This window comes from Sodalis sp. RH24, assembly GCF_047324145.1.
In the GTDB taxonomy this organism is placed as follows: Bacteria; Pseudomonadota; Gammaproteobacteria; order Enterobacterales; family Enterobacteriaceae; genus Acerihabitans.
The window spans coordinates 4,914,526-4,941,407 of record NZ_CP178729.1 but is presented as its reverse complement, the minus strand read 5'-3'; the positions used below and the strand labels follow the sequence as shown (position 1 = coordinate 4,941,407).

Sequence of the window (26,882 nt, the reverse complement as noted above, 5' to 3'; positions counted from 1 at the left end):
GGGCGGCGAATAACGTAAGCAAAATAATGTGTCCAGGCATAGGCTCATGCTAAACAGCGCGCGCCCGGATGAAAAGTGAAGTGTCGTCATCGAGGCATGAGTAAATACTCATGTAGTAATGGTAACTGAGCTGCGCCTGTTGTGATTCTGCCAGTAACCAGCGACGGAATTTCATGATGGTTCCGATGACGCTTAGCAGTCCGGTCCTCATTTTGGCAGGGACGGTTGGCATACACCAGCCCACACTATGTCACCCCAATTCTGTCATGTCCCGCCATTAATTTCAGCCAGTAGCCAGTGTTCAAAATCCTGCAGTGCAGGTTCATTTATTCCTGTTTCCACCGGTTTTACCAAACAGAATTTTTTGCTCAGGTTTTCTGATTCTGGCCAGGGTGCGACAAGCGCTCCGCTACGCAGTTCTTTTTCGACGTACATACGCGGCACCATTGCCACGCCTTGTCCCGCCAAAGCGGCAGCTATTGCCATTTCATGAAGGTCATACCGGACACCTTGCGCCGGATTATCAAAGATTATTCCGTTTTCCTGGGCATAGTGATGCCATGCTTCCGGATTCTGCCGCCGGTGAATACGCGGTAGTTCGTTCAACCTCTCATAGACGTTCTTGTCCGTTAACAGTGCAGGATGGCATACAGGCACCAGTTTTTCCTGAAAGAGAAAATGCAAACGCATCCCTGCCCATGCGGGATGTTCAAAATGAACTGCGGCGTCAAAGCCACTCCCGGTGAGAATGAATGGGTCGGTTCTGGCCGCAATATGCAATGTGATATCCGGATGCATAGATCTAAAGCCGTTCAGGCGGGGAATCAGCCATCGACTGGAAAACGTCGGCAGGACGGCAATTTCCAGACTTTTGCTTCCTTCAGGCATCCCCATTATGTATTGAGTATCCCTGTCGAGTCGTTCGAGCGTTTCGCGTATGTGATGTGCATAGCGCGCACCTACAGGATTAAGCTTGACGCGGCTTCCGGTACGGTCAAACAGTCTGCAGTTCAGCAAAGATTCAAGGCGCGCAATCTGCCGGCTGATGGCGCCTTCCGTCAGCGATAACTCCTCTGCGGCCCGGGCAAAATTACCGTGCCTTGCGGCAGCCTCAAAAGCCTGCAGGGAAGTGCTGCTGGGAATTTTTCTGCGCATAAAACCGCCCCTGTTGTGTGTATAGGGTGACCCATCAGTGACTGAATATCACTAAACCATGAAATAATATCGATTTATAGCCAAAAAAACAGCATGTAGCATGATGAAAAATCATTAAACGGGCTCATTAGATTCCTGCCGTTTATTCATGCAGAGGTTAGTCAATGTTGTATATCGTGGAATGCACCTATGCCAATCCCGGAAGCGAGGAAGACTGGAATGAATTTTACAGCCGGGAAAAACTGCCGGCGCTAGTCTCCGTCACCGGATTCAGCACTTCCCAGCGCTTCCGGGCCCTGAAACCTGGCTGCCCTGTTTATCTCGCCATTCATACCATTAAGGATGCGGATGTGATCTCCAGTGACGAATACCGGATGAAAGGCGGCGGTAATTTCTCGCGCTGGCAGGAGCACATCACTGACTGGCACCGTAATCTGTATGAGTGTGAAGGCCCGGCTCCGGCCGTATCCTCGGATGAACTGCTGCTGCTCAGCGCCCGGCCGATCGGCTTTATCGAGACCGGGCTGGGATACCGGGCACTGGCAATGCAGGCGTCAGGGCTGGATAAATCCCCGGGGCGGCGCGTTGCCTACGTTCTTGCACGTGAAAATGCCGAGCAGTTAGCAGAAGTCCCCGGAGCATACCTCTACGAAACGCTTACACCGCAATTGCAGAACCCGGCTAAGTGTCACCAGAGAGGAAAACAATAAAATCATGCCAAATCTGACTTTTTACATTTCTGAAGATCAGTCTGACAGGTTCACCGATTTCTCCGATTTCACCCATATCTGCCGCGCACTGTGCAGTGAGATTCTCGGCGCAGAAGCAGAAAAAGTTCACATCATATATGTCGATGTCAGGCCGGGATGCGGGCATCCGGTGTATGCCGAACTCTGTTATCGCCTGACAAAATCGCGTGTGCCGGACGTGATGGAAAAGTTTATGCGTGAACTGGATCTGGCCATTCGGCAGGCCTCGGGGCTAATGGCGCGTATCCGCTGTTTTGGCTCGAGCGCACCACAAATATTCGCTCGAAACTGACCATGAGGAATTTATGAACCATCCGCCTTTCACATCCCGTCAGATTGGGGATTTTCTGGTTACCGCCCTGAGTGATGGCAATATGTCAGCCAGCCTGGATTTACTTTCAGGCATTGAGACGGCGGATGCTGGGTTAATTCAGCGCAGCGCCGGGATCGCTGAACCCGGTAATATCCATATCAACTGTTATCTGATCCGCGGTCAGGGACGCACCATTCTGGTTGACGCCGGCGCGGGAGGCCTGAACAACGTCGGAGGGCTGCTCAAAAGAAACCTCGGTGCCGCGGGGGTAGGCCCCGCTGACGTGGACACCGTCTTATTGACGCACGGCCATCCTGACCATATTGGCGGCCTGCTGGATGCTGAAGGAAGGCCAGTCTATAAACATGCTGAACTCTATCTTCATCCTCTTGAAGCGGAATACTGGCGGGATGATGAAAGATTAAAAATGGCCAGCGAGCGTGGGCAGCGTAATTTTAAGCTGGTCCGCCGAACGTTAGAAGCGTATGCGCAGAACTTGCGCTTTCTGGACGGGAAGGAGATAACCGGGGGCATTCTCCCGGTATGGCTGCCGGGTCACACGCCAGGCCATACCGGATTCCGCATCGATTCAGGTGATAAATGCTTATTGATATGGGGAGACATCGTCCACTTCCCGCATATCCAGTCAGCACACCCGGCCGTTTCCATTGTATTTGACTGCAACCCCGCTCAGGCCGAAGACACACGGAAAAAACTCCTGGAACAGGCAGTCAGGGAAAAACTGCTCATTGCAGGCATGCACTTAGAGCGTCGGGGGTTTGCCCGCGTTCTCATGGCTGATGGCGGATATCGAATTTCCTACCCGGAAGAATGAATGGATATTCGCATCTCATGAAATACCTGTTCGCAAATCACTTAACCGCTTCCAAAAAACCAGAAGTGGTAGAGGAGTAAGCCAGGAGAGGGCGATCTGCTCTCCATTGATTAACGCACCGCGATGTTAGTAGTGTTTGCTAGTGGCACAGGCTGTGTGAAAACCCTAGTCAAAAACTGAAGTGCGCGTGTCTACGCAAAATCTGAAATTAATCGACCGGTTAGTAGAGCCGAATTTTACGTATAAGCACGGTTTTCAGCTCTGCTTTTGACAGTCTCTGTAACCAAAAGTCTTTTCACACAGCCTGGGTACGAAGCAGACATGCTGATGTGAATAGTCCGATATGAACGATCTTCGGACATTGCTAACGGCATTCAGCGTGAATTAACGAGGAGTTGGTCACAACTATTACGCGCAGCAATTTAGTGGTCTGTGTGATAATCAAATACTAAGAAATACTTTCACCAAACCACTAATCGAGGTGAAAATGCCATTGATTGATTTTTATGAAAGTTAAGAAAAAACCCGTGAGCAGGAGAAACAATGCAAGATTCGGGATACCGAAAACAGGGAACAGACTAGTGCAGCATTCTATAAACATTTGGCTGTCGATTTAAAACGAGCAATAAATAAACAAACACTAAGGGGTTTTGATGAGTCCTCGCATAGATTTTAGCCAACAGATGAAGGAAGTATTGGTATCTGCATTCAAGCAGACGCTACCGGATGTTGATTATAATTGTGGGAAATTTGAACTTGCATCTTCAGAGGTAGATCGTGCAACAGTAGTTGCGGCAATGCTAGCGACTAAAAAGTGGCTAGTCGAGAATGTAGAGCTAATAGATAGCGAGGTGACTCGCTTATCTCTTTTATCGCAGAAAGATTGGAATCTGGAGCAGGTTGAAAGAGCAAGATACAACTTAACATCGGCGTTGATGCTAATACCAACTGTAGAAGAGTTAAACGAGATATACGATAAGGCGGCAGGCAAAGTTCAGGGAGTGTAGATCATCCGGAATTCTGTTTCTGACTGGAGCAGGATTTCGGGTCAGGGTCACTTCTGGCACTCAACTGCCATAGGCGGGCCCAAGGGCAGCTTCGATCGCAGGCTGTATGAAAACTCTGATTGCTGACAGAAGGTCACGCGTTTAGACGACTTCTTAGAAAATTTGCATAGAAAGATGATGAAGATTTTACTTAAAAGCGCAGGCGTCAGCCTCTTTTGCGTTCACCTCTGAAGCTTAAACCGTTTTCACACTGTCTGAGCGAATTACAGACGCAACACTAAGTTTATTGCGCCCTTGAGCACAATCTTGACCAATGTGTAGAACTCATTGGGAAAAAAGTGCGGAAAATAGAGAATTAACTCAAGTTTTGTTTATATAGTTCTAAATGAATTTATCATGCCAAAAATAAGTTGCGCCAGTTACATTTTGTGCATGAACTTGCCCATATTCAAATGTAGGTTCTTTCTTCATATGTTGCGTATTCAACTCTGGTTTATTCCAATAAATCAAGTTCGCTTCAAATTCACTCAATAGTTTCTCAGCGAAATCAAAAGGCTTAATCCATTCTATTGGGATGGTTTTGCTGTTTTTAAAAAAAAACAACACAGCACAAATATATACGCTTTGACAAATTGTCATATTTAGGATGGTGTAACTTAGTAATTGCGCTGTGGCCTGAAGAAAATCGTGAGCTCTTCGATGATGTCTTGCCGATGTAAACAAGCTTTTCATTTTCATCATCTCCAACTGTAATCAAATAAATAGGATAACAAGCTAGAGGGGCCTCACCATCACAATTTGACGATAAGTAATTTTGGTTAGACTGCCATGAAATATCTAGGTTTTGGGCTGAAAGGCCAATAGTTTCATGTAGTGCATATGAGGATTGGAGAACTAGAAAACATCCTATCTCTTTTTCAGGAATTAGTAATGAAGGGTCTTCCAAACTTCTGCGAAGATAACTTTCATTCGATCCGTATTCGAGGGGTCTGTAAGTTAATTCATAAGCCATAACATCGATCCTTTAAATTTCATAACGATATGTTAAAGGATGGATGACCTGCTGGTCAATGTGCCTAGGGACTAGCTATGTCAGCTTCTGGCACGTAGGGGACAAATTACCTGAGCTGAAGGTCCGCTGTGAGCGAGGTATAGTCATTCGCACCCTGAGAATTACACTTTTAAGTGATTCAGGGTATGCGCTTACTGGTTACGAATATTGAGCGAGAATCACGTGATGATCGCCGCTTTTCTTTCGAGCCAGTAGGTGCTCCACGTTCGCTAACGAATACTCAGGGCATGCAGATAACTGCTGGCTATATTTCTTTCGAAGAGCGTGGAATGCATACCAATCCCCGATGAGAAGGAGTTGGTGATGACTGCGACTAATCAATTTGCTGCACATGTTGGTCTGGACTGGGCAGATAAAAAACACGATGTCTGTGTTCAGTTTAATAACGGTGAACGCGTATTCCATGTGATTGAACATACAGCAGAAGCGCTTGATGTCTGGCTTACCGAGTTACACCAGAAGGTAAAAGGCAGGATCGCTATAGCTCTCGAGCTGAAGAAGGGCCCCGTGGTATATGCTCTTCAAAAATATCCGTTTATCACTGTTTTTCCTGTCCACGCTTTATCGCTGGCTCGTTACCGGCAGGCCTTCTCACCCAGCGGCGCAAAAGATGACCCGCAGGATGCCGAACTGGCATTAGAGTTAATGCTACGTTACCCCCAAAAGATAAAAGCCATTGAACCCGACAATGCGGATATTCGCTTACTTCAGCAACTGGTTGAGCAGCGTCGTCAGTTGGTTGAAGATAAACGCCGTTTTGTGAACCGGCTAATCAACACGCTTAAACAGTATTATCCTCAGCCCCTGGAGTGGTTCTCACATCGGGGTAGCTTGCTACTGTGTGAACTGATTATGCGGTGGCCCAGTCTGCAACAACTGAAACGCGCCAGGAGCGATACGATCCGCAACTTTCTGAATGCCAAAGGTGGCCGCGCAATGGCCCTTACCGAGCTACGTGTTGCGAGTATTGATAATGCGACCCCATTAACTACCGACCCGAGTGTTATAGAGGCTAATGCTTTGATGGCAACAGCACTGGCGACACAAATCAAAGTCGTGAGTGAAATCATCAAAACCTATGGCGAACGAATCGAAACGTTGTTTGACACTTTGCCAGATGCAGGTCTGTTCAAATCGCTTCCAGGCATGGGGCCGTGTATGGGCCCACGTATGCTTGCTGCACTTGGAGATAACCGTGACCGTTTTACTAGCGCAGAAGAAATTCAAAACTACGCAGGTATAGCACCGGTAACAGAACGAAGTGGCCAGAAATCCTGGGTTCACTGGCGTTGGCAATGTGCCAAGTTCGTTCGACAGACGTTCGTGGAATGGACGGCGAAAACGGTTAACTCATCATACTGGGCCAGGCTGTATTATCAGGGACAGCGAGAAAAAGGAAAATCTCATCAATCAGCGATTCGTGCTCTGGCATTCAAATGGATAAGGATCATTTACCGCTGCTGGAAGACCAGAACCCGCTACGACGAAGCGAAATATTTGCTGGCACTCGAAGCGCGACACTCGCCCTTACTGAAGCCATAAAAAGCTTGTCGAATGTCTCAGGGCGTGAAGCGGAAGTTTGCGATTGCTTTCAAACCAGGTATTGTCATTTCTGACATAGCCGTATGTTCATCAACGAGCAGCAGGTCACAGACCCGGTATAATCCAGGAATTCACTGTGCAGGATGTTCTTTACCCTCAAGTTGGATTACTGTTGATGTATCCGTAACTTTTAATAATTTCCTACCATGACTCAACTACGCTATCGCCTTATACCGCTAGTTTTTTTATCAGGATACGTTTTACACAGTTATGCCGAAGTTCCGCTGCCAGACAGTGTACTGAAGGATAATACCGAAACTTTTGAAATAGCTTGCCCTGACAATCCCCAGCAGACAACTATTGATATGAATGATTGTATAGGCACAAAACGTGATGCAGTTAAGTCTGTCGAAGCGAAGTATTTAAACACAGCACGTCAACGTATTTCGGCAACACAAGATAACCAGACCCTTAATGCCTTTGAGGCAGAAAATAAGGCGTGGGACATTCTGATTGATACGGCATCACATGCTACTGGTGTAGAGTGGCAGGGAGGCACAATTCGAGGGGTTAAAGCTACTGACCGTGAGATAGCCCTGATTGAATTAAGGATTCATAATCAGTGGCAGAACTGGCTGCGCTATGAAGACTCGACACCGCCAGTACTACCGGAACCACTTTTCCATAACGTCGAATGAAATACTAGAAAACAGTGCAACAAGCATGCTTTCCATGAGTACAGAATCGGTCTCGGGAGATCGATTGAAAATGCGGGTTGAGTGTATTTAGCATAAAGACTCATGCCTCATGATACATCAATGTGATGTGGGGCTTTCCGGCGCTTTTACACTCTTCCCTGCCCCCCGTTTATTAACATAGACTGATTTAGCAACGTCTGCTTTTGGCACAGAGCGGACATTTCAGCTTTCCCCTACCCTTGACATCTGAACTTAGCCTTGACACCAGAACACAGTAATTAGCCCAGCGCGCTCATACGGGTCAAACACACCTCATGGCTTCATAACGATGCGCCCAAGCGGTTTCGCTGTCTCGGCGAATTCGTGGGCCGCAGCAGCGCTGGCCAGGGGGAAGATGCGGTCAATGACAATCCTGATGCGCCCTGCTGCTAAAGCCTGCAACATGTCGTCCACACTTGCCCGAACTCCAGGCCTTTCAAAAAGGGGTCCCATGAATACCCCCATGAGTGTCTGGTTAGACTGCATTGGCGGCCACAAGTCGACAGTCAGGCCTCCACCGCCCGCATTACCGACGAAGATGAGACGTCCTTCCGGAGCGAGTGCAGAAAGCGAAGCAGGCAACGTCGTCCCCACCGGATCGATGACGAGGTCAACACCGCTGCCATGGGTGTACTGTCTGACACTGTCCACGACGTTATTCTCTGCACGATCCACGACATGATCGGCACCAAGTTCCAGCAACCGGCTTCTTCGCTGCGTTCCGCTTGCCACGGCGATGACCGTTGCGCCTGCTTGTGAGGCAAGCTGAACGACCGCGAGCCCCACGCCACCAGCTGCTGCCTGAATAAGGACGGTTTCTCCGTGCCGGAGCATGCCTCGAGTGAAAAGGCAATGGTGCGCGGTTCCAAAAGAAATCGGTAAAACCGCCGCTTCTGCCATATCCACCCCATCGGGTATAAGCCAGGTTCGTTCCGCGGGCACAGACCAACGTTCCGCATGTGATCCCTGCATGTGAAAAGCCGCGACTCTGTCCCCAACCGTACGGCTACGGACGTTCGATCCTACTGCAACAACTGTGCCCGCGGCCGCGTAGCCGACGATCCATGAAGGAAGAGGCGGCGGAGTTAAACGGCGGTTGATCAGATCTCCACCTTCTATCGAGATAGCCTCGACAGAAATCAGAACGTCGTCAGGTCCTGCGACCGGTTCGGGGATATCGACATATTTCAGGACGCCGGGAGCGCCTTCCACGTCATAAACCGCTGCTTTCATAAATTTTCCTCTGTCTCATCAGTAAATCCTGACCAGCCTGGCAAACCATCCCGATGCGGCATATAGCAATTCAGAAATCTCTCTGCTGCCTCTACAGGCAGCGCGGTCTGCCCTGTTGAATTTTCGACTGGCGGAAAGACCCGTAACGCTTAGGGCAGCCTGGCAATCACCTTAATCTCAAACTGGAATCCGTAAAGCCACGTCACGCCGATCCCGGTCAACGTAGGGTAAGGCGCCTCCCCCCAATATTCTGGCAGGATACTCCAGATAGCGTCGAGGTTTGACTCGGGATCGACGACAAAGAGGGTAACGTCAACCACATCACCGAACGTGCAGCCCGCAGCCGCGAGAACAGCATTAAGGTTATCGAATGCCAGCCTGATCTGCTCTTTAAGATCCTGTTCAGGCAAACCATCCTCCCGGCTACCCACCTGCCCCGAAACGAACAAGAAACCGTTGGATTTGATGGCCGGTGAATAGCGATTGCGCTCATAGAGCGCCTGCCGACCGAAGGGAAAAACTGCTTCGCGTGTTGTCATGTTTGTACCTTTGCAATGGGCGAAATCTGCCCGGTGAACATAAAGACACTTTACAGGTACTGGATCGGGCGGATAAACAGGCGACTTTGTCCATCATTGTTTGTAAAATCCAAACAATCGGTGAGAAAGAGAGGATAAGGAATGGATCGTTTCGATGCGATGCGCGCCTTTGCTCGCGTGGTGGAGGCAGGTAGCTTCACAAAGGCTGCCCAGACGCTTCATATGAGCAAAACCACGGTGACGCAACTTATTCAGCAGTTGGAAGCGCGCCTGCGCGTCAAGTTACTCCATCGCACCACCCGCAAGCTCGGTGTCACTCCCGACGGCGCGGTCTACTACGAGCACGTCATCCGCCTGCTGGCGGACATGGAGGATGCTGAAAACAGCCTCTCCAGTGCGGCGATTACGCCCGGAGGACGATTACGGGTGGATGTGCCCAGTCCGCTGGCCCGCCTTGTGCTGGTGCCAGCGCTACCGGCTTTCCACGCACGCTACCCTGATATCCAGTTCGACATGGGCGTGAGCGACCGGGTGGTGGATCTGATCGGCGACAATGTGGATTGCGTCTTGCGCGGTGGCGAAATCACCGACCAGTCCCTGATCGCACGCCATGTCGGCGATTTGCAAATCGGCGTCTACGCCGCCCCCAGCTATGTGGAACGCCTTGGCGCTCCTGCGCACCCGCGCGATCTGGAAAACACCGACCATCGCATAGTGGGATTCTTGTCTTCACGCACCGGTAAGATTGATCCTCTGGTGCTGCACTGTGAGAGTGAACATATTGAAATCAAAAGCAGCTATGTGCTTGCAGTGGATGATGGCAATGCTTACCTCGAAGCTGGGCTAGCCGGGTTAGGCGTGATTGCGCTGCCAGTCTATATGGCGGCAGCACATCAGGCTTGTGGCTCCTTGACTCCGCTATTTGAACACTGGCGTATTAATCCAATGCCTCTGTACCTGGCGTTTCCGCCGAACCGCCATGTCAACGCCAAACTGCGAGTTTTTATTGATTGGATCGTTGAATTGATGCAGCACCATGTCCCCAATTCTAACAATAAGTAACTACGTCCCAGCCCCCTGATTCGCTCATCAGCGTCGATTGGTGGTCATTCTGGTGGTCTTGACTGAAAGGGAATTCAGATGTCGACGTCCGCTCCTGGCACAGAGCGGACGTTAATCCCACTCGGGCATAATCAGTTTATCGGAAGCTCTCTAAATGTGGACGATTCGAATTACACGAACACTTAGATTTCAAGTGCAGCAAGAATTACGGTTTCCATTTTCTCTGGGGTGGTGAACGGTGCAAAACGCTTGACCGGTTTGCCGTCGCGTCCGATCAGGAACTTAGTGAAGTTCCACTTTATCCGCCCCCCCAGCACACCGGGCAATTCGTCTTTCAGGTAACGAAACACCGGGTGCGTAGCAGCGCCGTTGACCTCCACTTTTTCGAATATCGGGAAGCTCACACCATAGTTGATGTGGCAGGTCTGCGCGATTTCATCGGCACCGCCGGGTTCCTGATTACCGAACTGGTTACAGGGGAAACCAAGCACCACCAGACCCTGGGCGGCGAACTTCTTGTAGAGCGATTCAAGGCCTGCGTATTGTGGCGTGAAGCCACAATGGCTGGCGGTATTAACCACCAGAACCAGCTTACCCGCATAGTCGGCCATAGAGATGAGCTGGCCACCCAGACTGGTGGCGGTGAGTTGATGAAAGGTGATCATGTCGGGCTCCTCAGAGAAGATTTGCAAAGTCGAACGAAAAGAACAACAAACAGACGTGCTAAAGGCCTCGTGTCGCTATGAGTAAGATAGAGTCAGTAGCAGCGCCGATTCAATGAGTATTCACGACCGTGGCTGGCAGCCAGCCCGGTAAATCATAACAAGACTGAAAATACTGAGTGGTTTCGATTCTGTAGACGCAACACAAATCTGAGGGTCACACTGGGGTGGAGGGTGACGGAATAGGTTGCTGTAATTACTGGCGACATGCGGCAGAAGCCCTGCCCGCAAAACCGATGCCTATAGGGCATCCAAGCACTCTGTAGATCTCAGAAATAACCTGCATCGTTGCGTCTTCGATGATTCCTTCATTACGGCATAAAACCCAGCCGTGATCTGCAACTTCTCGCTCAAACGCCTTGGTACAGGCTACATGCTCTTCCAGCTTATGAATTACCGTACTACTTAGCCCACGCGTTCTGGCCGCGGCCCTTGTCCATGAAATGTCAGGCGCAGTAACAACCCCGACATGCAGGTCTGGCGTTCGCACGTTTCGTTCAATGTTAAGCTGTAAGATCTCTGCAAATGGAACCATCCGGCGAAACGCGGCTTCCGACGGGTACCAACGATCCATTAAGATAATGCTGCCCGGTGGCTGTTTAGTCAGCACATGCTCGGAAATCCAGGCACGGCTATCGGCAAAGCGCTCACAAACTTCCAATTCCAAATCCAGGGTGGGATTTCTAGCGAGCCTGTTCACGAGGGCCATTGTTTCCCTCCTGTAGGGATCGCTTTTTTTCTCGCAAAGTCGGATCACCGTCTTGTTATCTGCCCTGAGTACTTTCGTAATGGCCTCCAACAGTGTGGTTTTGCCGACTCCCTTGGGCCCATCCAGAGAAATAAACAGCGGACGACTCATTCTTGAAATGACGATTGACATAGGGTTTGCTTAAAACTCAAATCTGGCAAAAGCATCTTATTACCTTCTTATTAACCGCTGACCACCCTTTCGTTCGTAGCAGTTGCCTGTAGCGTCAGCGTGAACCCAATACCCAAAACAGGCAAATGAATAGATTACCAAATCATATAGTAAGATAATGATCTAAATTGGGTTTCACATTAATAGTGAACCAGCCCGCCGTCCACAGCATACTGGCTTCCGGTTACGTAGGACGCATCATCTGAAAGCAGAAAAAGTGCGACGGCGGCAGCTTCATCAGCTGTACCGGCTCGCCTGAGAGGCACCTGGCTTACCACAAAATCTTCAAACTTTTGCCGCGACTCCCCGGACATGAAGTGTCTAAAATTAGTCTCGATAGGTCCTGGCACCAGCGTGTTGGCGCGAATATTGCGCGCGGCCAGTGAGGCGGCCCAGCTTTTTACCATGGCGACAACGGCGCCTTTTGTTGCACCATATAAGCTCGTCATGGGCGCACCTTCATAGACTGAAGACGATGCGGTGACCAACACTGATGCACCTGGGTTCAACGTGTTGGAAAGTGATGCAAGCTGCAGCATGGGCCCGCGAACATTGGCATTCATCATGCGATTAAAGGCGTCGGCCGTAACGGATTCCGGTGCGCCAATTTCTGCGTAACCCGCATTCAGCCACAATCCGTCGAGGTGCCCCCAGCCGCTGACTGCCGTTGCGAGCGCATCAATATCAGCCTCACTTGCAGCATCACTTTTCAGGATCAGTGCAGTGTCCGGCAACAGTTTGCGGGTTTGGGCCAGACGTTCTTCACTCAGCCCCGTGATGGCAACTTGTCCTCCCTCTTTCACAATTCGCAGCGCGCCTGCCAGCCCAATGCCGCTGGTGCCACCCGTTATAAGTATACGTTTACCGTGAAATCTTCCCATAATTACGCCCTTTTGATCCTTATAATCGCCATTTACCTTACGAAAGATAAACATAGTCGTCATCTGTTTAATTGTGTAGAAGTGGCATGAATGGATGACCTATCCAGAGCAGATTCACTTTTGGTTAGTCATTTCGTTGTCAGGCGTTTTTAGAATTGTTTCAAAGTCTGCTCTGGCACAAAGCAGACAATACTTTGATAGCAAGGGCATTCCCGGCAGATCCCTTGGCCAGGAGCGCTGTGGATAAGCCTGTTGAATTGAGCGGTTGCCTTGGCCAACATCTCAAACCGACCCGCTACCCTATATTCTTGTCCAGGAACGCACGAATCACAGGAATGATTTGCCTGGCGTGGGTTTCAAGCGCGAAGTGCCCGGTGTCATAGAAGCGAATATCCGCCTTGGGCAGATCGCGTTTCCAGGCTTCGGCCCCGTCCGGAAGGAAAAACGGATCGTTCTTTCCCCAAACCGCCAGCAATGGTGGCTGGTACTTGCGGAAGTACGCCTGGAAGGCGGGGTACATTGCTACGTTGGAGGCGTAATCCAAAAGCAGGTCGAGCTGAATGTCCGCATTGCCAGGCCGCGATATCTGGAGCCCTTCCAACGTATAGCCATCTGGCGAAACCGAATCCTTGTCGGTAACCCCTTCCAGGTATTGCCACTTAATCGAGGCCGGTGTCGGAAAGTCATGCAGGGCGCTCCGGTTCTGCTGCGTCGGTTCGCGCCAGTACTTTTGAATAGGTGCCCAGCTATCGCCCAATCCTTCCTCATAGGCGTTGCCGTTCTGAGAAATAATGGCGGTCACCCGCTCAGGATGGGCGACAGCCAGGCGCCATCCCACCGGGGCGCCGTAGTCGTGAACCATAAGCGCGTATGTAGCGAGCTTAAGCTGTTCGGTAAACTGGCCGATGGTCTGCGCCAGCTGGCTGAAGGTGTAGGCGTACTCGCCCCGCGCCGGGGCCGCGGTAAAACCAAAGGCCGGTAAATCCGGCGCGATCACATGATAGCGTTCGGCCAGTTCGGGAATAAGGTCGCGAAACATAAACGATGAGGCTGCGAAGCCGTGAAGCAGCAGTAGCGTGGGTGCGCTGGGGTTGCCTGCCTCGCGGTAGAAAACCTTCACATCACCCACCTGCTCGTAGCGGTAACGAATGGGGCCGATAGCATTGGCGGAATGCGCACCGTCAACAAGCAGAGAAGTCGCGGGTCCGGTAGCTGCAATCGATTTGGAAGAGGTCATGATAATTCCTTTTGTAACCGTTAAATTTGTAATTTGAAGGTTACGTGGTTTTTTGGTAACCTGTCAAATATATTTTATTAGTTACAGGCCAATATGAATCCGACCAGCACGTCTTCCGGCCCGCTCTTTCTGGCGGACAATCTTGCCCTCGATTTCATTAACAGTGAGTACGGTGTGGGCGACCAACATCATGACTGCCTAACCGACGATCAAAGCGTCGCGAGCTGGCTGAAGCTGGCGGGCCTTTGGCCCGATGGCGCTAACCAGCAGATCCCCTGTGGCCTGCTGGCTGAAGCCCGCGGGCTTCGCGACTGTGCGCGGGCAGTGGTGAACGCGGCAATGAAAGGCGTTCAAGCCGATTTCACCGCCATCAATCAGGTGCTTGCGGCGGGTTGTCCGGTGAAGAGGCTGGAATGGGATGGCGAAGCGCAGGAATTGCGCATCGGTGTTCACCACCGGGATAGCAGCCCGGCAAGCCTGCTTTGGCCTGTGGCCGATGCTTTGGTACGTCTGGTTACGGGCGATAAATTCGAATTCGTACGCCAATGCGAAGCCCATGACTGCATTCTGCTCTTCCATGACCTGAGCAAATCGCACCGCCGCCGCTGGTGCAGCATGGCCACTTGCGGCAATCGGATGAAAGTGGCGGCGTTTCGTTCCAGGAAGACATCCCAATTGCGTTCCGCCGCCATACGCAATCCGCGGTGATGTCAGGCACGATAGCCGGCCGGCATAGACAATCTGTTTCGCCCGGGCCGGCGAAGCTGCCGCCATCGCTGCGCTGACGAGGCAGGCCTGACGCCCCGGGGCGCTCCCTGCCCCGCGTCTCCTTTTATACGGCGATATCGGATCAGTCCTCTGCGACCCATACCCGCATCTCCCCTTCGCCGCGGTTGGCCCAGCAAAAATAAGGAATAAACAGCAGGGATTGCTGCCGGCGCCGCGGAGGTACTCCGTCATAATCATAAAGCGTTTGTTGCGAAACATCCGCAGGCGGCAGGCCCTCCCCCGGCGCCTGGATCAGGGTTTTCCCCGCCAGCACGCCTTCACCGGACACTAAGCGAAAATCATTTCCGGCGGACAAACGCAGCTGATGCAAATTATCGCCGTTATCGGCCTGTTCAAGGCAATACACCAGCGGTCCACGCTGCAAAGCAACCTTTCCCAGGTTTTGGCGCACCAGCGGATTGCTGCGGACCCGGCGCACCGGCATCGGCAAAGTCAGTTGAATACTGTCGCCTTCAGACCAGGTACGCGTGAAATAGGCATATCCCCACCGGGGCGCCATAGCCACCGGTTCGCCGTTCAGCATCGCCTGCGGCGACGGACACCAGCCCGGCAAACGCAGCGCCAGCGTAAAGGATGTCGGCGCCGCACAGGTGACGGTGAGAGTAACGGTTTCGTCCCAAGGGTAATTACCGGTTTGCCGCACCGTCAGGGCACGATCGCCCGCCGGCAGGGTCACCTCGCTGCCGATATAGAGATTTACAAACAGGGTCTCGTCGTTGCGGGCGTAAATGTAATTGCCGAGCGAGCCCAGCAACCGGGCGATATTGGGCGGACAGCAGGCGCAGCCGAACCATTGCTGGCGCACCGGTTTAACGTGATCGTAAATATGGTTGCATTTAATGGCGCCAGGATGGACTTCCAGCGGATTGACGTAGAAAAAATGTTTGCCGTCAAGAGCCATGCCCGCCAGCACGGTATTATACAGCGCTCGCTCCATCACGTCGGCATACTGCCCGTCGGCCTCCATTTGCAGCATGCGCCTGGCAAACATCATCAGGCCGATGGACGCGCAGCTTTCCGTATAAGCAGTGTCGTTGGGCAGATCGTAACCGGAAGTAAACGCCTCGCCATGGCTTTGGGCGCCGATTCCGCCGGTAATGTACATCTGGCGCCGGGTCATGTCGTCCCATAAGCGACGGCAGGCGCGGCGCTTCTCATCATCGCCGCTGACACGCGCCAGATGGGCGACGCCCGCCAGCAGATAAACGAACCTGACCGCATGGCCTACCGCCGTTTCCTGCAGCGCAATGGGTTTATGCGCCTGGCTATACGCCTTGTCTTTCACCATCCAGGCCGTGCCGTAGTTGTGCCAGTGGGAAGTGCGGCCGCGGCGCTCGTATTCAAGGTCATAGAAATGAGGTTCGGTACCGCGCTGCTCAACAAAATAGCGCGCCAGGGCGAGATAGCGCTGATTGGCCGTGACGTCATACAATTCCATCAACGCCAGCTCGATTTCCGGGTGGCCCGGATACCCATGCAACTGCCGGGGACCCGGGCCGAAAACCCCGTCAATATGATCGGCCAGGGCGCACACGACCTCGAGCAGGCGGGTTTTGCCGGTGGCGCGGTAGTAAGCCACGCCGGCTTCAATCATATGTCCGGCGCAATACAGCTCATGGCATTCCGCCAGGTTGGTCCAGCGTTTTTCCGGCGCCTTCACGGTAAAATAGGTATTCAGGTAGCCGTCCGGCTGCTGGGCGGCGGCGATCAGCTCAATGGTTTCATCGGCGGTACGCTCCAGCTGCGGATCCGGCTGCCGGCACAGCATCCAGGCCACCGCCTCCAGCCATTTCGCGACATCGCTGTCCTGGAATACCATTCCGTAAAATTCTCCCTGGCTGCGTCCGGCCGCGAGGCGGAAATTTTCTATGGCATGACTGGGTTCCGCGTCGGCGATACGATCGTTTAGCGCCTCCCACTGGTACGGCAAGACCACATCCCTGACCAGTCGCTGATAATCCAGCCAGAAGGAATCGGTCAGCTTGATATGATGCAGGTCGATTTCGGATGTTTTTTCCATTTTTGATTACCTAATCAATGTTTAATCAATGTTTATGCCAACCGGCGGTCCTGAAGATCGCGGGATATACGGGCCATACTGGTATTGTCCAGCCGGCAAAAACGCAACGCCACAGCCAGCAATAAATGGAATATCGTCGGTATCAGGGTTTCCATCATCTGGATACCGTGGAGCGACGCGGGGGTTTGGCGATCGATGCCGGGAGCATAGGCCACCAGAACGAACACCAGGCTGATAATACCGGCGCTGGATGCCCAGGCCAGTTTGATAAAAAACAGATTAAAGGCAAAGCTCATGCCGGATGAGCGGATACGCGTTTTCCAGAAGCCATAATCATCGGCAAACGCCATAAGGGAGAAATGCAGCGTCAGGGTAAAACCGAGGATAATGCTGTTGATGAAAATCAGCGCCAGCCATAGGGTGCGGTACGCCTCGCCAATGGGGATAAACCACATCAGGATGCCCAGGACCGCCAGGGTAATATTGGTGTAATAATAGAGTTTTACCGTATCGATGCGCCGTGACAGGCCATTGACGATCATGGCACCAAGAATGGACGCCACGGTGACGGCGGTAAAAAACAGCGAAGCGTAGCCGGCGCTGCCGTGCAGCGCATAGGTAATAAAATACATATAGCCGCCGCCGCGAATATTAAAGACATTTATCAGCAAAAATGACATCAGCAACATCAGCAGCAACTGATCGTTTTGCCGCAGACCCCGCAAATGGTCCCGTAGTGAAAACTTACCCATCACCGCCAGGGGCACCCGTTCACGCACCCAGAAAAAACAGCACAAAAACATCGCCACCGCGATAACGCACAGCACGGCGACGCCGCGTTGATAGCCTTGGGCCGCATGGCCGCGCCCCAGCGCCTCCACCAGCCAGGGCAATCCCACCGAGACCAGGAAACCGGCGACGCCGCACAGCACAAAACGCCAGGCCTGACAGGAAATCACCTCCCGGTGGACACCGGTCATGGTGTTTATCAGCGCGCAATAGGGCACATTGATGGCGGTATAACTCAGGGAGAGCATCAGGTAGGTGACAAAGGCCCAGAGGATTTTTGCATGGATGCCCACATCGGGCACGGTGAACGTCAGGATACCGATAATACCGATGGGCAGCGCGGCCCATAGTTGCCAGGGGCGAAACCGTCCCCAGCGGCTTACGGTCCGGTCAGCCACCACGCCCATCAGGGGATCGGAAACGGCATCCACGACGCGCAGCACGATAAACATAATGCCGACCAGCGCCGGGGTGAGTCCGAATATATCCGTATAAAAGAAGGTGAGGAAATTCATCATCAGGCAGGTAATAACGGTACCGCCCGCATCGCCTAAACCGTAACCGATTTTTTCACGCATGGATAAATAGCTGCCGGCGGTTATTGCCGGGGCAACCGTATGGGGAATGGAGGTGGTTGACATTATTTTCTCCTCGCCGATAACGCGTTATTGGCATGCGGAAGGGTTAAGAAGTTAACGCTTCAATGTAATAAGCATTTTTAGGGTTCCACCGGTTAAACGTCGCACACTACCGGGGGCGCAACAAGGTGAGGAAAAGGCAGATAAAGGGTACAATTCCGACATGGATTTAAAATTGTGAAGCAGATCAATAGTGCGTTTATATTACCTGACATGCCCAGTCAGGTTTGCTAAGGTGAAGGAAAACGGCAACCAAGGTAATTGATTATGCTAGAAATATCAGTTAATTACCCCATTAGAATTGAAAATGGCGGCCTTTTTATTTCCCGCGGCCTGGGCCACCACCCCACCCGCGTCCTGGGATCCTATGAATTAATTTTTGTTGAACAGGGGATATTAGCGATTCGAGAGAACCAGCGTGATTTTTATGTCAAAGCCGGGGAATCGCTTTTATTATGGCCAGGCCGGGAACATACGGGCATAGGTAATTTTCCCGCGGATTTAAAATTTTACTGGCTGCACTTCAGCATGACGGCCAGTAATGCCGCCAAAGAACAGGCGATTAAATTACCTATACCGCAATACAGTAAAATACGCGATCCACGCCGGTTTGTTACGCTGTTCAGGCTGTTTCTCAGCGAGCAGGAAAACCGATCGCCCCCTTCCTCGCTGGAATTAATTCTGCTGCTGCTGTTGCAACAGGTGGCGGACGGCTGGACCGAAAGCACTGAACCGGCGGAACCGGGCATAGCCTTGGCCTGGAAAGCGCAACAGCTGATCGGCACCCAGTTTCATCTGCCCCTTACCGCATCCGGGTTGGCGTCTCAACTCTTCTGCAATGCCGACTATCTGGGCCGGGTCTATAAAATGACGTTCCGTATGACCCTTACCGAGGCCATTCACCGGCGGCGCATCGGCAACGCAGAAAAACTGCTGGTTGCGGACTGCGGCATCATTGCCGATATCGCAAAACGCTGTGGTTTCCAGGATGTGGGATACTTCAGGCGGCTGTTTCGCCGGCTAACCGGTTTGACGCCGCTGGAATATAAAAAGCGTTACTGTAAAGAGCATATCAATTCGGATATCTAGGCACGCTGGGGAACAACAGGGGAAGACCCAAAAAAAACACCGGCCGGGAGAGGCGCCCGGATTGACGCACCCTCTGCGCACGCAAGCCACCCCTGCTTACTCACCCGTCGCTGAGCGATACAACCTTTACACACTGTGGAAAGCCGTTGCCGGGTATGTTATGCGCAGTAGGGTATTAATTATCATTACGGCATACGCTGGCTTAATAGGTAATTGTTAAAATACCGCAACACTTTTACCTTATTACGCTCGGCTGAGCGCGAATGGATTCACTTACTGCATATAATTTTGATTAAGTCACAATTTTGCCACTAAAAATTCATGTTAAATGCACTTTAAGCAAAATAAAGAGCCTAAATATTTAACACTTCAATTTAATTACCATGCTAATATTTTTAATATCAGCTATTACTAAAAAATAGCGAAAAGTCAATAAATTATTAGTGGTTGATTTTAATAGGTATTTATTTAATATGTCGATCGCTGTAACATTTGCTTAATTAAACGCGTTGTCTTAATATAAAATTAATACTTTGTAACTATTATCCTCGCAGCAATTAAGTCAAATATTGATGGCTTCACACTTAATTCTTGGTTGCGAGAAAGTATCAGTTGTTAACTTTCATGAAAATAAATGGCATCTCATCTATTTGGTTGGTCATACAACTAATGTATGACAGACGAGCTCTCCGGCTAGTTAATAGTGAATAATTGCCCGGTGATACCAGGCTATTTTTAGCAGCAATCAGGAAAAGAGAGACGAATATGACCGAATGTGTGATGTTATGCGTTGGATTGTTATTCTTTAGTGCTTGTTTTATATAAATAATAATATCAATACTCTAATTATGGTTAACGGTGATTGTCAGGATGAAAAAATGAACGCCAAAGAAATTCGCCAATATATCTTCGATCTTAATTTTTCCTATTTACTTCTGGCGCAACGCTTGATTAATCAGGATAAAGCCGCCGCAATGTTTCGCCTGGGTATTGATGAAGACATGGCCGATACGCTGAAAAAGCTGATACCATCACAAATGACGAAACTGTCGGAAGCCAGTCAACTCTTATGCCTGTTTCGCTTTGATGACCATCAGACCATTAGATTGCTGACCCAAGAGTCGCGGATTGACGAATTGCAGCAACTTCATACGGGTATTGTTTTGTCGACTGTGTTAGCAAAACGTACAAGCGCAAAAATAGTGCCTTTACCTAACCCAAGGGGGTGACCATGACCTATAAAAGCATCATTCAGGAAGCAAAAGATATCCAAATGGCCATGGAACTGATCACCCTGGGGGCGCGTCTCCAGATGCTGGAATGTGAAACACAGATCAGCCGCCCCAAATTAATCAAACTCTATAAGGAATTGCGCGGCAGCCCTCCACCGAAAGGGATGCTGCCGTTCTCTACCGACTGGTATATGATATGGGAGCAGAATATCCACTCCTCTATGTTTTATAATATCTTCCGGGCATTAAAGAAAAACGGCGAATCCAGCGATATAGCGATAATTATCCAGGCTTATCACCTCTATCTGGAGCAGTGCCCGCCGCAGGTGGACGAGTTACCGCTGCTGACCATGACCCGCGCCTGGACCCTGGTACGCTTTGTCAATAGCGGCATGCTGCAATTAACGCCCTGTAGCCATTGTCAGGGCCATTTTGTCACTTATGCCCATCATCCGGTTTATGGGTTTGTCTGCAGCTTATGCCAGCCGCCGTCGCGGGCCATAAAAAGACGTAAGATTATGCCCGAATCAGAAATGCCAGCGATAACGCCACAATATGCGTACTAATTAATGCCCCCCTGTTTATCACGCTGGCTGAAAGGCATGAAACGGACTGTTGAAATCGGCATATTATGAGTGGCATACGCGCCCAGGCTAAGAGCGCCGGACAGGTTTTTTTTTCGCCAGGACATCCGTCTCGCCGCATTGCCGTTATGACGCCACAGCGGCTAACCGCCTGAGGTTATCCGTGGCCTATACCACCTGGTCTATAAATCAGTTAATTTGAACAACACCAGCGAATTTATTCGATATCCCATTATGTTAATGAGCGTTATATTTATTCCATCGAAAGCAAAACGCTTTCACTCATACCACACAGGATATCAATCATGAAAAAGACCATCGCAGCCCTCGCCCTTATCGCAGCCGTTCTTGCTCCAGCAGTTTCCATGGCGGCAGGCGGTGATTACCAAAGCTACACCAACACGTATCCGGTGACGCAAAGCAGTAATCATCACGTCAATACCGCCGAATAAGGGCGTCATTTTGTAAAAGACAAAAAAATTGATTAAATCGCAAAACCATGGCGCAAAAGTCGTGGTTTTGCGATTTTTTTTGCCCGCCTTGAGTGGCCTTGCCAGCATGATTTGCCATCAGCGCCGCCTGGGCCACGCCAGCCGGCGCAACGTGACCCGTATGCCCGCAAAATAAGAGACAACATGGCCGTTGGGCTATAAGATTCAGTGTCAGTAAACGTTGCCTGCGAGATCCCAGTGTATTTGTATTTATTGAATTCAGCTGATTTGCCGGGGTTTTCCCCGGTTATGTTAACTTTATCGGCGCGGGTTAACTCCGATGAGCACTATTGACGCGTTAGGTCCAATGGGGCCGCTTAAGGGAACCCTTAGTGGAGTGCCAGATAAGTGTTCGCCAGTGGTCCTTATCATCCCGGGGTCCGGCCCAACGGATCGCGACGGCAATAGCGTACTGGGAATAAAAGCCGCGCCCTATAAATTATTGGCGGAAGGACTGGCCGCCAAGGGGATAGTCAGCGCACGCATCGATAAGCGCGGCATGTTTGCCAGCGCGGCAGCCGTACCGGACCCGGATGCGGTGACCGTCGCTGATTATGTCGATGACATTCACAACTGGATTAACACCCTGCGCCGGCGTACCGGCACAAACGCGGTATGGTTGCTTGGCCATAGTGAAGGCGGTTTAGTGGCGCTTAGCGCACTAACACGAGCGTCGGAACATATAGCCGGGCTGTTATTGGTCGCATGCCCCGGCCGGCCGGCCGGCGAAGTGCTGATGTCCCAGTTGCGCGCCAACCCCGCCAACGCGCCGTTGCTTGACGCGGCCGCCAAGGCGATCGCCGCGCTTTCGTCCGGCCAGCTCATAGATGCCAGAGCAGTGCCGCCGGCCCTGGAGGCGTTATTCCGGCCGGCGGTGCAATCCTTCCTGATCAGCCTCTTTGCCTTAGATCCCGCGCAACTCATCAAGCAGGTTAACAAGCCGGTGCTGATACTGCAGGGAAAACGCGATCTCCAGGTCGGTATTGCGGATGCCAAACGTCTCCATCAGTTCGCGCCGGCCTCTACCCTTCTCCTGATCCCCGACACCAATCATGTGCTTAAACGGGTCGCTGTTGATGAACCCAGCATCAATCTGGCCGCCTATGCCGATGCGAACCTTCCCCTGGCTCCGGGCGTTATTGAAGCCATTGCGCTTTTTGTCAGGTCGAATAGCGGACAAACCCCACATCAAATCAAATAATTTGAACAATAAAAACAAATTTATTCACTAGACTATTTAATTAATGAGCGTTATATTAATCACATCGAAAGCGAAAGGCTTTCACCTGTACAAACAGAACGAGAGGATATCAATCATGAAAAAGACCATCGCAGCTTTAGCCCTTATTTCCGCCATGCTCGCCCCCGCAGTTTCCATGGCCGCCGGCGGTGACTACCAGAGCTATGCCAATACCTATCCGGTAACGCAAAGTTCTAACCAGCATGTCAATACCGCGGAATAATAGCGCGGTAAAAGTAAGACAAAATTTTTCATCAAGGCGCAAATCCATATCAAGATATGATCATGGATTTGCGTTTTTTTTTGCGCTTATGGCGGTCGCATAGCCGCGCCAACGCCAAGCCCCTCCCCTCTTTATCCATACCCCCTTACCCATTAGGCAAACTCTGTTGATGGCGGTGCCTCATTACAGTGCGCCGCGCTACATGATGGAACATCCAGGCTCCCGCCCTAACTCATCATCGCGCAGGCAACGGGGCGTCCCGCCACCGCTGTGGGCGGGCGGACATCCGACTGGAGTTGGCATCTAAATTGCTTGGTTGTACATACAAGAATATACATGCCTGATTTTACAGCGCGGATTATAAATTTGATGGATAAGCCATGATCGCATTCGACAATGTCACCAAATTTTACCCCGATGGCACCGTTGCCGTGGACAGATTGTCTTTTGTCGCGCCTACGGCAAAAATCACCATTCTGGTCGGCCCCTCCGGTTGCGGCAAAACCACCTCGCTGCGCATGATCAACCGGCTGATTGAGCCGAGTTCGGGCGTGATTACGCTCAATGGGCAATCCACGCAGGATATGGATGTGGTGCGGCTGCGGCGCAAGATAGGCTATGTCATCCAGAATGCCGGCTTATTCCCGCATAAAACCGTACAGGATAATGTCGCCGTTACCGCGCGCCTTAACGGCGCGACGCGGCATGCCGCCCGGAAAACCGCGCTGGATTTACTGGCGCGGGTGGGCCTGTCGCCGGAGATGGGCCAGCGTTATCCCTGGCAATTGTCCGGCGGGCAGCAGCAGCGGGTAGGTGTTGCCCGGGCGCTGGCCTCGGATCCGGAATTCATGCTGATGGACGAGCCCTTCAGCGCGGTGGATCCGGTGGTGCGCGAGCAGTTGCAGGATGAATTCCTGCGCCTGCAAAGCGATATCGGTAAAACCATTATTATGGTCACGCACGATATTGATGAAGCCATGAAGCTGGGCGATCGGGTGGCGGTGTTCAGGCCCGGCGGCAGGCTGGCGCAGATCGACGCGCCGTCTAGGCTGCTTAACCATCCCGGCGATGCGTTTGTCGCCGATTTTATCGGCCGGGACCGTGGCTACCGTAAGCTGGCCTTTAGCGCCATCCCCTCCGGCCTGGCCTTGTCCAGCGAACCCTGCGCCGCCGTGGGGATGCCGGTCGCCGAGGCCCGTGAGCGGGCGCAGGGCCGGTGGATACTGGTGACCGCTGACAACCAGCCCCTGGGCTGGTTTGATGTCGCCCAGCCAAAAAGCCATATCCTGGCCGGCGACATTAACCTGAGCGGTACGTTTGCGCCGCTGAGCGGCTCGCTGCGGCAACTGATGGACGCGGTGCTGAGCTCGCCTTCCGGCCGGGGGATCGTCGTTGACGATAACCGGCAATTACTCGGTTCGGTGAATATCGAGCAGGCGTTCGGCGCCGCGCGTCAACCGATGGACGTGGAGCAACGCCATGCGGTTTGACTGGCTCTGGGCGCAAAAAGACACCATTTTCAACCTGCTGTGCTGGCACCTGTATTTGTCCGTGGTGCCGGTATTGATTGGGTTAATCCTGGCCATCCCGGCCGGGATCGTTATCTATCGCAGCGCGCATATCAAGAACCTGCTGCTCAATATGCTCGGACTGCTCTATACCATTCCCTCCCTGGCGTTGTTTGTGCTGCTCCCGGGGATCCTTGGCACCCGAATTCTCGACACGCTTAACGTGGTGGTTGCGCTGACGCTGTACGCGTTTTCATTATTGGTGCGCACGGTATGCGACGGGCTGGATTCCGTGCCGGAAGACACCCGCCAGGCCGCCGTGGCCCTGGGATACCGGCCGCTGCAGCGGTTCTTGCTGGTGGAGCTCCCCCTGGCGGTTCCCGTTATCGCCGCCGGGATGCGGGTGGTCCTGGTATCCAATGTCAGTATCGTGTCCATCGCCGCGGTGGTGGGCATGCCGCAGCTCGGAGCGCTGTTTACCCAGGGGTTCCAGCTGCATTTTCTGACGCCGATTATCGCCGGTATCGTCTTATGTATCGCGCTGGCCCTGGTTCTCGATAATTTACTGCTGCTGGGCGCGAATAAGATCACGGCCTGGAAACCTAAACGGAGCGGACGATGATAGCGTGGTTTATGGACAGCGCCCATTGGCTGGGCGATGACGGCCTGCTGGTATTAATCACCCAGCATGTTATTTACAGCGCCGAAGCGTTGCTTATCGCGTTGATTATCGCTTTTCCCATTGGCTGTTATGTCGGCCATACCGGCAAAGGCACACGCACGCTTATCGGTATCGCCAACGCCATGCGGGCCTTGCCCACGTTTGGCCTGATTATTTTACTGGTCATTATTTTCGGCCCGGTGTTCGAATCGGATCTGGCGTTTATCGTCCCCTGTCTAATTGTGCTGATTATACTGGCGCTGCCGCCGATTATGATGGGGATCTATTCCGGCATGACCGCCATTGATCCCAGCGTTATCGACGCCGCCGTCGGCATGGGGTATTCACCCTGGCGCCTGCTGCTGACCGTGGAAATTCCCTGCGCGCTGGCGCTGATCCTGTCCGGCATTCGCAGCGCGGCGCTGCAGATTGTCTCCACCGCCACCATTGCCGCCTATGTGTCGCTGGGCGGCCTGGGCCGGTTGATTATCGACGGCCGCGCGCAAAACGATTATCCGCAGATGGTCGCCGGCGCCATTACGGTGGGCGCGCTGGCCCTGGCGGTGGATTTTATCTTCTCGTTGTTCATTCGTTTCATGGTCTCATCCGGCATACAGCGGCGCGAGCGCCGGCGTAAGCCTTTTATTCTATTAACCCACTATATCAATCGCCTATATCATTAACCGGAGCCCGTCAAAATGAAAATGAATCAATTGCTCGCAGCAACGTTGTTTTCCGCCGTTTTATTGCAGACCGCCCCGGCATCGGCTGATGATAAAACGTCCGCGACCGGCGATATCGGGACCATTATCGTGGGATCGGCGGATTTTCCGGAAAGCCAGTTGCTGGCCACGATCTATGCCGACGCGCTGGCCGCGAAAAATATCAAAGTGGAAAAGAAATTAAACATCGGCAGCCGGGAAGTGTATATGCCCGCCTTGCTGGACGGTTCCATTAATTTAATCCCGGAATACAGCGGCGCGACACTGAGCTATCTGGACGAGAAAACCCAGGCCCATAGCGTGGAAGATGTCGAGGCCGCGCTGGGTAAAGCCCTGCCCGCCAAGATCAAGATGCTGTCCATCTCCCGGGCGCAGGATAGCGACGTGCTGGCGGTTACCGACAAAACCGCCAAAAAATATAACCTGAAGACCATCAGCGACCTGCAGCCCGTCGCCGGCAAACTGGTGCTGGGCGGACCGGCGGAATGGAAAAGCCGGCGCGAGGGGGTGAAGGGTTTGAAAGACATTTACGGCCTGACCTTTAAAAACTTCAAGGTACTGGATGTGGCGGGACCGCTGACTTTGTCGGCGCTGGTCAATAATCAAATCCAGGTGGCGGATATGACCTCGACCGACCCGGCGATGAAAAAAAATAACCTGGTGGCCCTGGAGGATCCCAAGCATCTGTTCCCGGCGCAAAATATCGTGCCCCTGATTGCCGCCGACAAACTCAGCGCCCCGGTCGGTGACACGCTGAATAAGATTTCCGCCCAGCTTACCACCGATGATCTGATTGTCATGAACGGCAAACTGGCCAATTTTGACAGTATCGATGCGGTGGCAAAGGAATGGCTGACCCAGCACGGCCTGGATAAATAATGCCGGTGAATGAA

The 26,882-nt window shown here is 52.1% G+C and carries 28 protein-coding genes; 18 read left to right on the top strand and 10 right to left on the bottom strand.

Translation table 11 applies throughout. From position 1 onward, the window contains the following. Positions 1–264: 264 nt before the first annotated feature. Positions 265–1,155 carry a LysR substrate-binding domain-containing protein gene (locus tag ACL2XG_RS22430; protein ID WP_413721214.1) on the bottom strand — a complete coding sequence of 297 codons (891 nt, stop codon included), beginning with the start codon at positions 1,153–1,155 and terminating at the stop codon, positions 265–267. A gap of 164 nt (positions 1,156–1,319) precedes the next feature. On the opposite strand from ACL2XG_RS22430, the gene ACL2XG_RS22425 reads away from it, so the two are divergent. The 4 genes from ACL2XG_RS22425 to ACL2XG_RS22410 all read left to right on the top strand — a co-directional run bounded on the left by ACL2XG_RS22425 (position 1,320) and on the right by ACL2XG_RS22410 (position 4,059). Beyond that, entirely contained in the window at positions 1,320–1,865 is a 546-nt protein-coding gene (locus tag ACL2XG_RS22425; protein ID WP_413721215.1) for a sugar ABC transporter, read from the top strand. Positions 1,866–1,869: 4 nt separating this feature from the next. Further along, positions 1,870–2,196, top strand: coding sequence for a hypothetical protein (locus ACL2XG_RS22420; protein WP_413721216.1), 327 nt, complete (start codon positions 1,870–1,872; stop codon positions 2,194–2,196). 13 nt (positions 2,197–2,209) lie between these two features. Beyond that, positions 2,210–3,052, top strand: a complete 843-nt coding sequence (locus ACL2XG_RS22415) for an MBL fold metallo-hydrolase (protein ID WP_413721217.1) — start codon at positions 2,210–2,212, stop codon at positions 3,050–3,052. Positions 3,053–3,705: 653 nt separating this feature from the next. Next, a complete protein-coding gene (locus ACL2XG_RS22410) occupies positions 3,706–4,059 on the top strand; it encodes a hypothetical protein (protein WP_413721218.1) in 354 nt (117 codons plus the stop codon). Positions 4,060–4,440: 381 nt separating this feature from the next. Here the strand turns inward: ACL2XG_RS22410 and ACL2XG_RS22405 are convergent, their stop codons facing one another. Continuing rightward, on the bottom strand, positions 4,441–4,791 hold the full coding sequence (locus ACL2XG_RS22405) for a hypothetical protein (RefSeq protein ID WP_413721219.1): 351 nt from the start codon (positions 4,789–4,791) through the stop codon (positions 4,441–4,443). A gap of 643 nt (positions 4,792–5,434) precedes the next feature. Here ACL2XG_RS22405 and ACL2XG_RS22400 point away from each other — a divergent pair. Beyond that, positions 5,435–6,673 carry an IS110 family transposase gene (locus ACL2XG_RS22400; protein WP_413721220.1) on the top strand — a complete coding sequence of 413 codons (1,239 nt, stop codon included), beginning with the start codon at positions 5,435–5,437 and terminating at the stop codon, positions 6,671–6,673. A 206-nt stretch (positions 6,674–6,879) separates the two neighbouring features. Beyond that, positions 6,880–7,371 carry a lysozyme inhibitor LprI family protein gene (locus tag ACL2XG_RS22395; RefSeq protein ID WP_413721221.1) on the top strand — a complete coding sequence of 164 codons (492 nt, stop codon included), beginning with the start codon at positions 6,880–6,882 and terminating at the stop codon, positions 7,369–7,371. Positions 7,372–7,683: 312 nt separating this feature from the next. On the opposite strand, the gene ACL2XG_RS22390 is transcribed toward ACL2XG_RS22395, so the two are convergent. Both ACL2XG_RS22390 and ACL2XG_RS22385 read right to left on the bottom strand, forming a co-directional pair. Next, complete coding sequence (locus tag ACL2XG_RS22390; protein ID WP_413721222.1) at positions 7,684–8,643, bottom strand: quinone oxidoreductase family protein; 960 nt, start codon at positions 8,641–8,643, stop codon at positions 7,684–7,686. 149 nt (positions 8,644–8,792) lie between these two features. After that, positions 8,793–9,182, bottom strand: a complete 390-nt coding sequence (locus ACL2XG_RS22385) for a RidA family protein (RefSeq protein WP_413721223.1) — start codon at positions 9,180–9,182, stop codon at positions 8,793–8,795. A gap of 141 nt (positions 9,183–9,323) precedes the next feature. Here ACL2XG_RS22385 and ACL2XG_RS22380 point away from each other — a divergent pair, with 141 nt between their 5' ends. After that, positions 9,324–10,244 carry a LysR substrate-binding domain-containing protein gene (locus ACL2XG_RS22380; protein WP_413721224.1) on the top strand — a complete coding sequence of 307 codons (921 nt, stop codon included), beginning with the start codon at positions 9,324–9,326 and terminating at the stop codon, positions 10,242–10,244. 182 nt (positions 10,245–10,426) lie between these two features. Here the strand turns inward: ACL2XG_RS22380 and ACL2XG_RS22375 are convergent, their stop codons facing one another. From ACL2XG_RS22375 to ACL2XG_RS22360, 4 genes are all read right to left on the bottom strand, one after another. Beyond that, on the bottom strand, positions 10,427–10,909 hold the full coding sequence (locus ACL2XG_RS22375) for a glutathione peroxidase (RefSeq protein WP_410013943.1): 483 nt from the start codon (positions 10,907–10,909) through the stop codon (positions 10,427–10,429). A 253-nt stretch (positions 10,910–11,162) separates the two neighbouring features. Next, a complete protein-coding gene (locus tag ACL2XG_RS22370) occupies positions 11,163–11,825 on the bottom strand; it encodes a dTMP kinase (protein WP_410016746.1) in 663 nt (220 codons plus the stop codon). A gap of 200 nt (positions 11,826–12,025) precedes the next feature. Then, on the bottom strand, positions 12,026–12,766 hold the full coding sequence (locus tag ACL2XG_RS22365; RefSeq protein WP_413723485.1) for an SDR family oxidoreductase: 741 nt from the start codon (positions 12,764–12,766) through the stop codon (positions 12,026–12,028). Between the two features lie 295 nt (positions 12,767–13,061). After that, entirely contained in the window at positions 13,062–14,003 is a 942-nt protein-coding gene (locus ACL2XG_RS22360; RefSeq protein ID WP_413721225.1) for an alpha/beta fold hydrolase, read from the bottom strand. A 93-nt stretch (positions 14,004–14,096) separates the two neighbouring features. Here ACL2XG_RS22360 and ACL2XG_RS22355 point away from each other — a divergent pair, with 93 nt between their 5' ends. Continuing rightward, a complete protein-coding gene (locus ACL2XG_RS22355; protein WP_413721226.1) occupies positions 14,097–14,711 on the top strand; it encodes a CGNR zinc finger domain-containing protein in 615 nt (204 codons plus the stop codon). Positions 14,712–14,853: 142 nt separating this feature from the next. Here the strand turns inward: ACL2XG_RS22355 and ACL2XG_RS22350 are convergent, their stop codons facing one another. Both ACL2XG_RS22350 and ACL2XG_RS22345 read right to left on the bottom strand, forming a co-directional pair. Continuing rightward, positions 14,854–16,812: a glycoside hydrolase family 127 protein gene (locus tag ACL2XG_RS22350; RefSeq protein ID WP_413721227.1), complete on the bottom strand. Its 1,959-nt coding sequence runs from the start codon at positions 16,810–16,812 to the stop codon at positions 14,854–14,856. Positions 16,813–16,844: 32 nt separating this feature from the next. Next, a complete protein-coding gene (locus tag ACL2XG_RS22345; RefSeq protein ID WP_410013939.1) occupies positions 16,845–18,242 on the bottom strand; it encodes an MFS transporter in 1,398 nt (465 codons plus the stop codon). Between the two features lie 264 nt (positions 18,243–18,506). Here ACL2XG_RS22345 and ACL2XG_RS22340 point away from each other — a divergent pair, with 264 nt between their 5' ends. The 10 genes from ACL2XG_RS22340 (at position 18,507) to ACL2XG_RS22295 (ending at position 26,868) form a co-directional block, all read left to right on the top strand. Next, positions 18,507–19,328 carry an AraC family transcriptional regulator gene (locus ACL2XG_RS22340; protein ID WP_413721228.1) on the top strand — a complete coding sequence of 274 codons (822 nt, stop codon included), beginning with the start codon at positions 18,507–18,509 and terminating at the stop codon, positions 19,326–19,328. Positions 19,329–20,206: 878 nt separating this feature from the next. Further along, positions 20,207–20,557, top strand: a complete 351-nt coding sequence (gene flhD / locus ACL2XG_RS22335) for a flagellar transcriptional regulator FlhD (protein ID WP_413721229.1) — start codon at positions 20,207–20,209, stop codon at positions 20,555–20,557. 2 nt (positions 20,558–20,559) lie between these two features. Further along, positions 20,560–21,126 (top strand): flagellar transcriptional regulator FlhC, encoded by a 567-nt coding sequence (gene flhC / locus ACL2XG_RS22330; RefSeq protein ID WP_413721230.1) that lies wholly within the window; start codon positions 20,560–20,562, stop codon positions 21,124–21,126. A gap of 323 nt (positions 21,127–21,449) precedes the next feature. Then, positions 21,450–21,596 (top strand): hypothetical protein, encoded by a 147-nt coding sequence (locus tag ACL2XG_RS22325; protein ID WP_410013935.1) that lies wholly within the window; start codon positions 21,450–21,452, stop codon positions 21,594–21,596. A gap of 319 nt (positions 21,597–21,915) precedes the next feature. Beyond that, on the top strand, positions 21,916–22,836 hold the full coding sequence (locus tag ACL2XG_RS22320) for an alpha/beta hydrolase (protein WP_413723567.1): 921 nt from the start codon (positions 21,916–21,918) through the stop codon (positions 22,834–22,836). Positions 22,837–22,951: 115 nt separating this feature from the next. After that, a complete protein-coding gene (locus ACL2XG_RS22315) occupies positions 22,952–23,098 on the top strand; it encodes a hypothetical protein (RefSeq protein ID WP_410013933.1) in 147 nt (48 codons plus the stop codon). Between the two features lie 380 nt (positions 23,099–23,478). Beyond that, positions 23,479–24,588, top strand: a complete 1,110-nt coding sequence (locus tag ACL2XG_RS22310) for an ABC transporter ATP-binding protein (RefSeq protein ID WP_410013932.1) — start codon at positions 23,479–23,481, stop codon at positions 24,586–24,588. Next, on the top strand, positions 24,578–25,228 hold the full coding sequence (locus ACL2XG_RS22305; protein ID WP_410013931.1) for an ABC transporter permease: 651 nt from the start codon (positions 24,578–24,580) through the stop codon (positions 25,226–25,228). Before ACL2XG_RS22310 ends, ACL2XG_RS22305 begins: the two co-directional genes overlap by 11 nt. Continuing rightward, complete coding sequence (locus tag ACL2XG_RS22300) at positions 25,225–25,950, top strand: ABC transporter permease (protein WP_410013930.1); 726 nt, start codon at positions 25,225–25,227, stop codon at positions 25,948–25,950. The genes ACL2XG_RS22305 and ACL2XG_RS22300 overlap by 4 nt, the downstream gene beginning before the upstream one ends. A gap of 15 nt (positions 25,951–25,965) precedes the next feature. Continuing rightward, entirely contained in the window at positions 25,966–26,868 is a 903-nt protein-coding gene (locus ACL2XG_RS22295) for an ABC transporter substrate-binding protein (RefSeq protein WP_410013929.1), read from the top strand. Positions 26,869–26,882 lie beyond the last annotated feature (14 nt).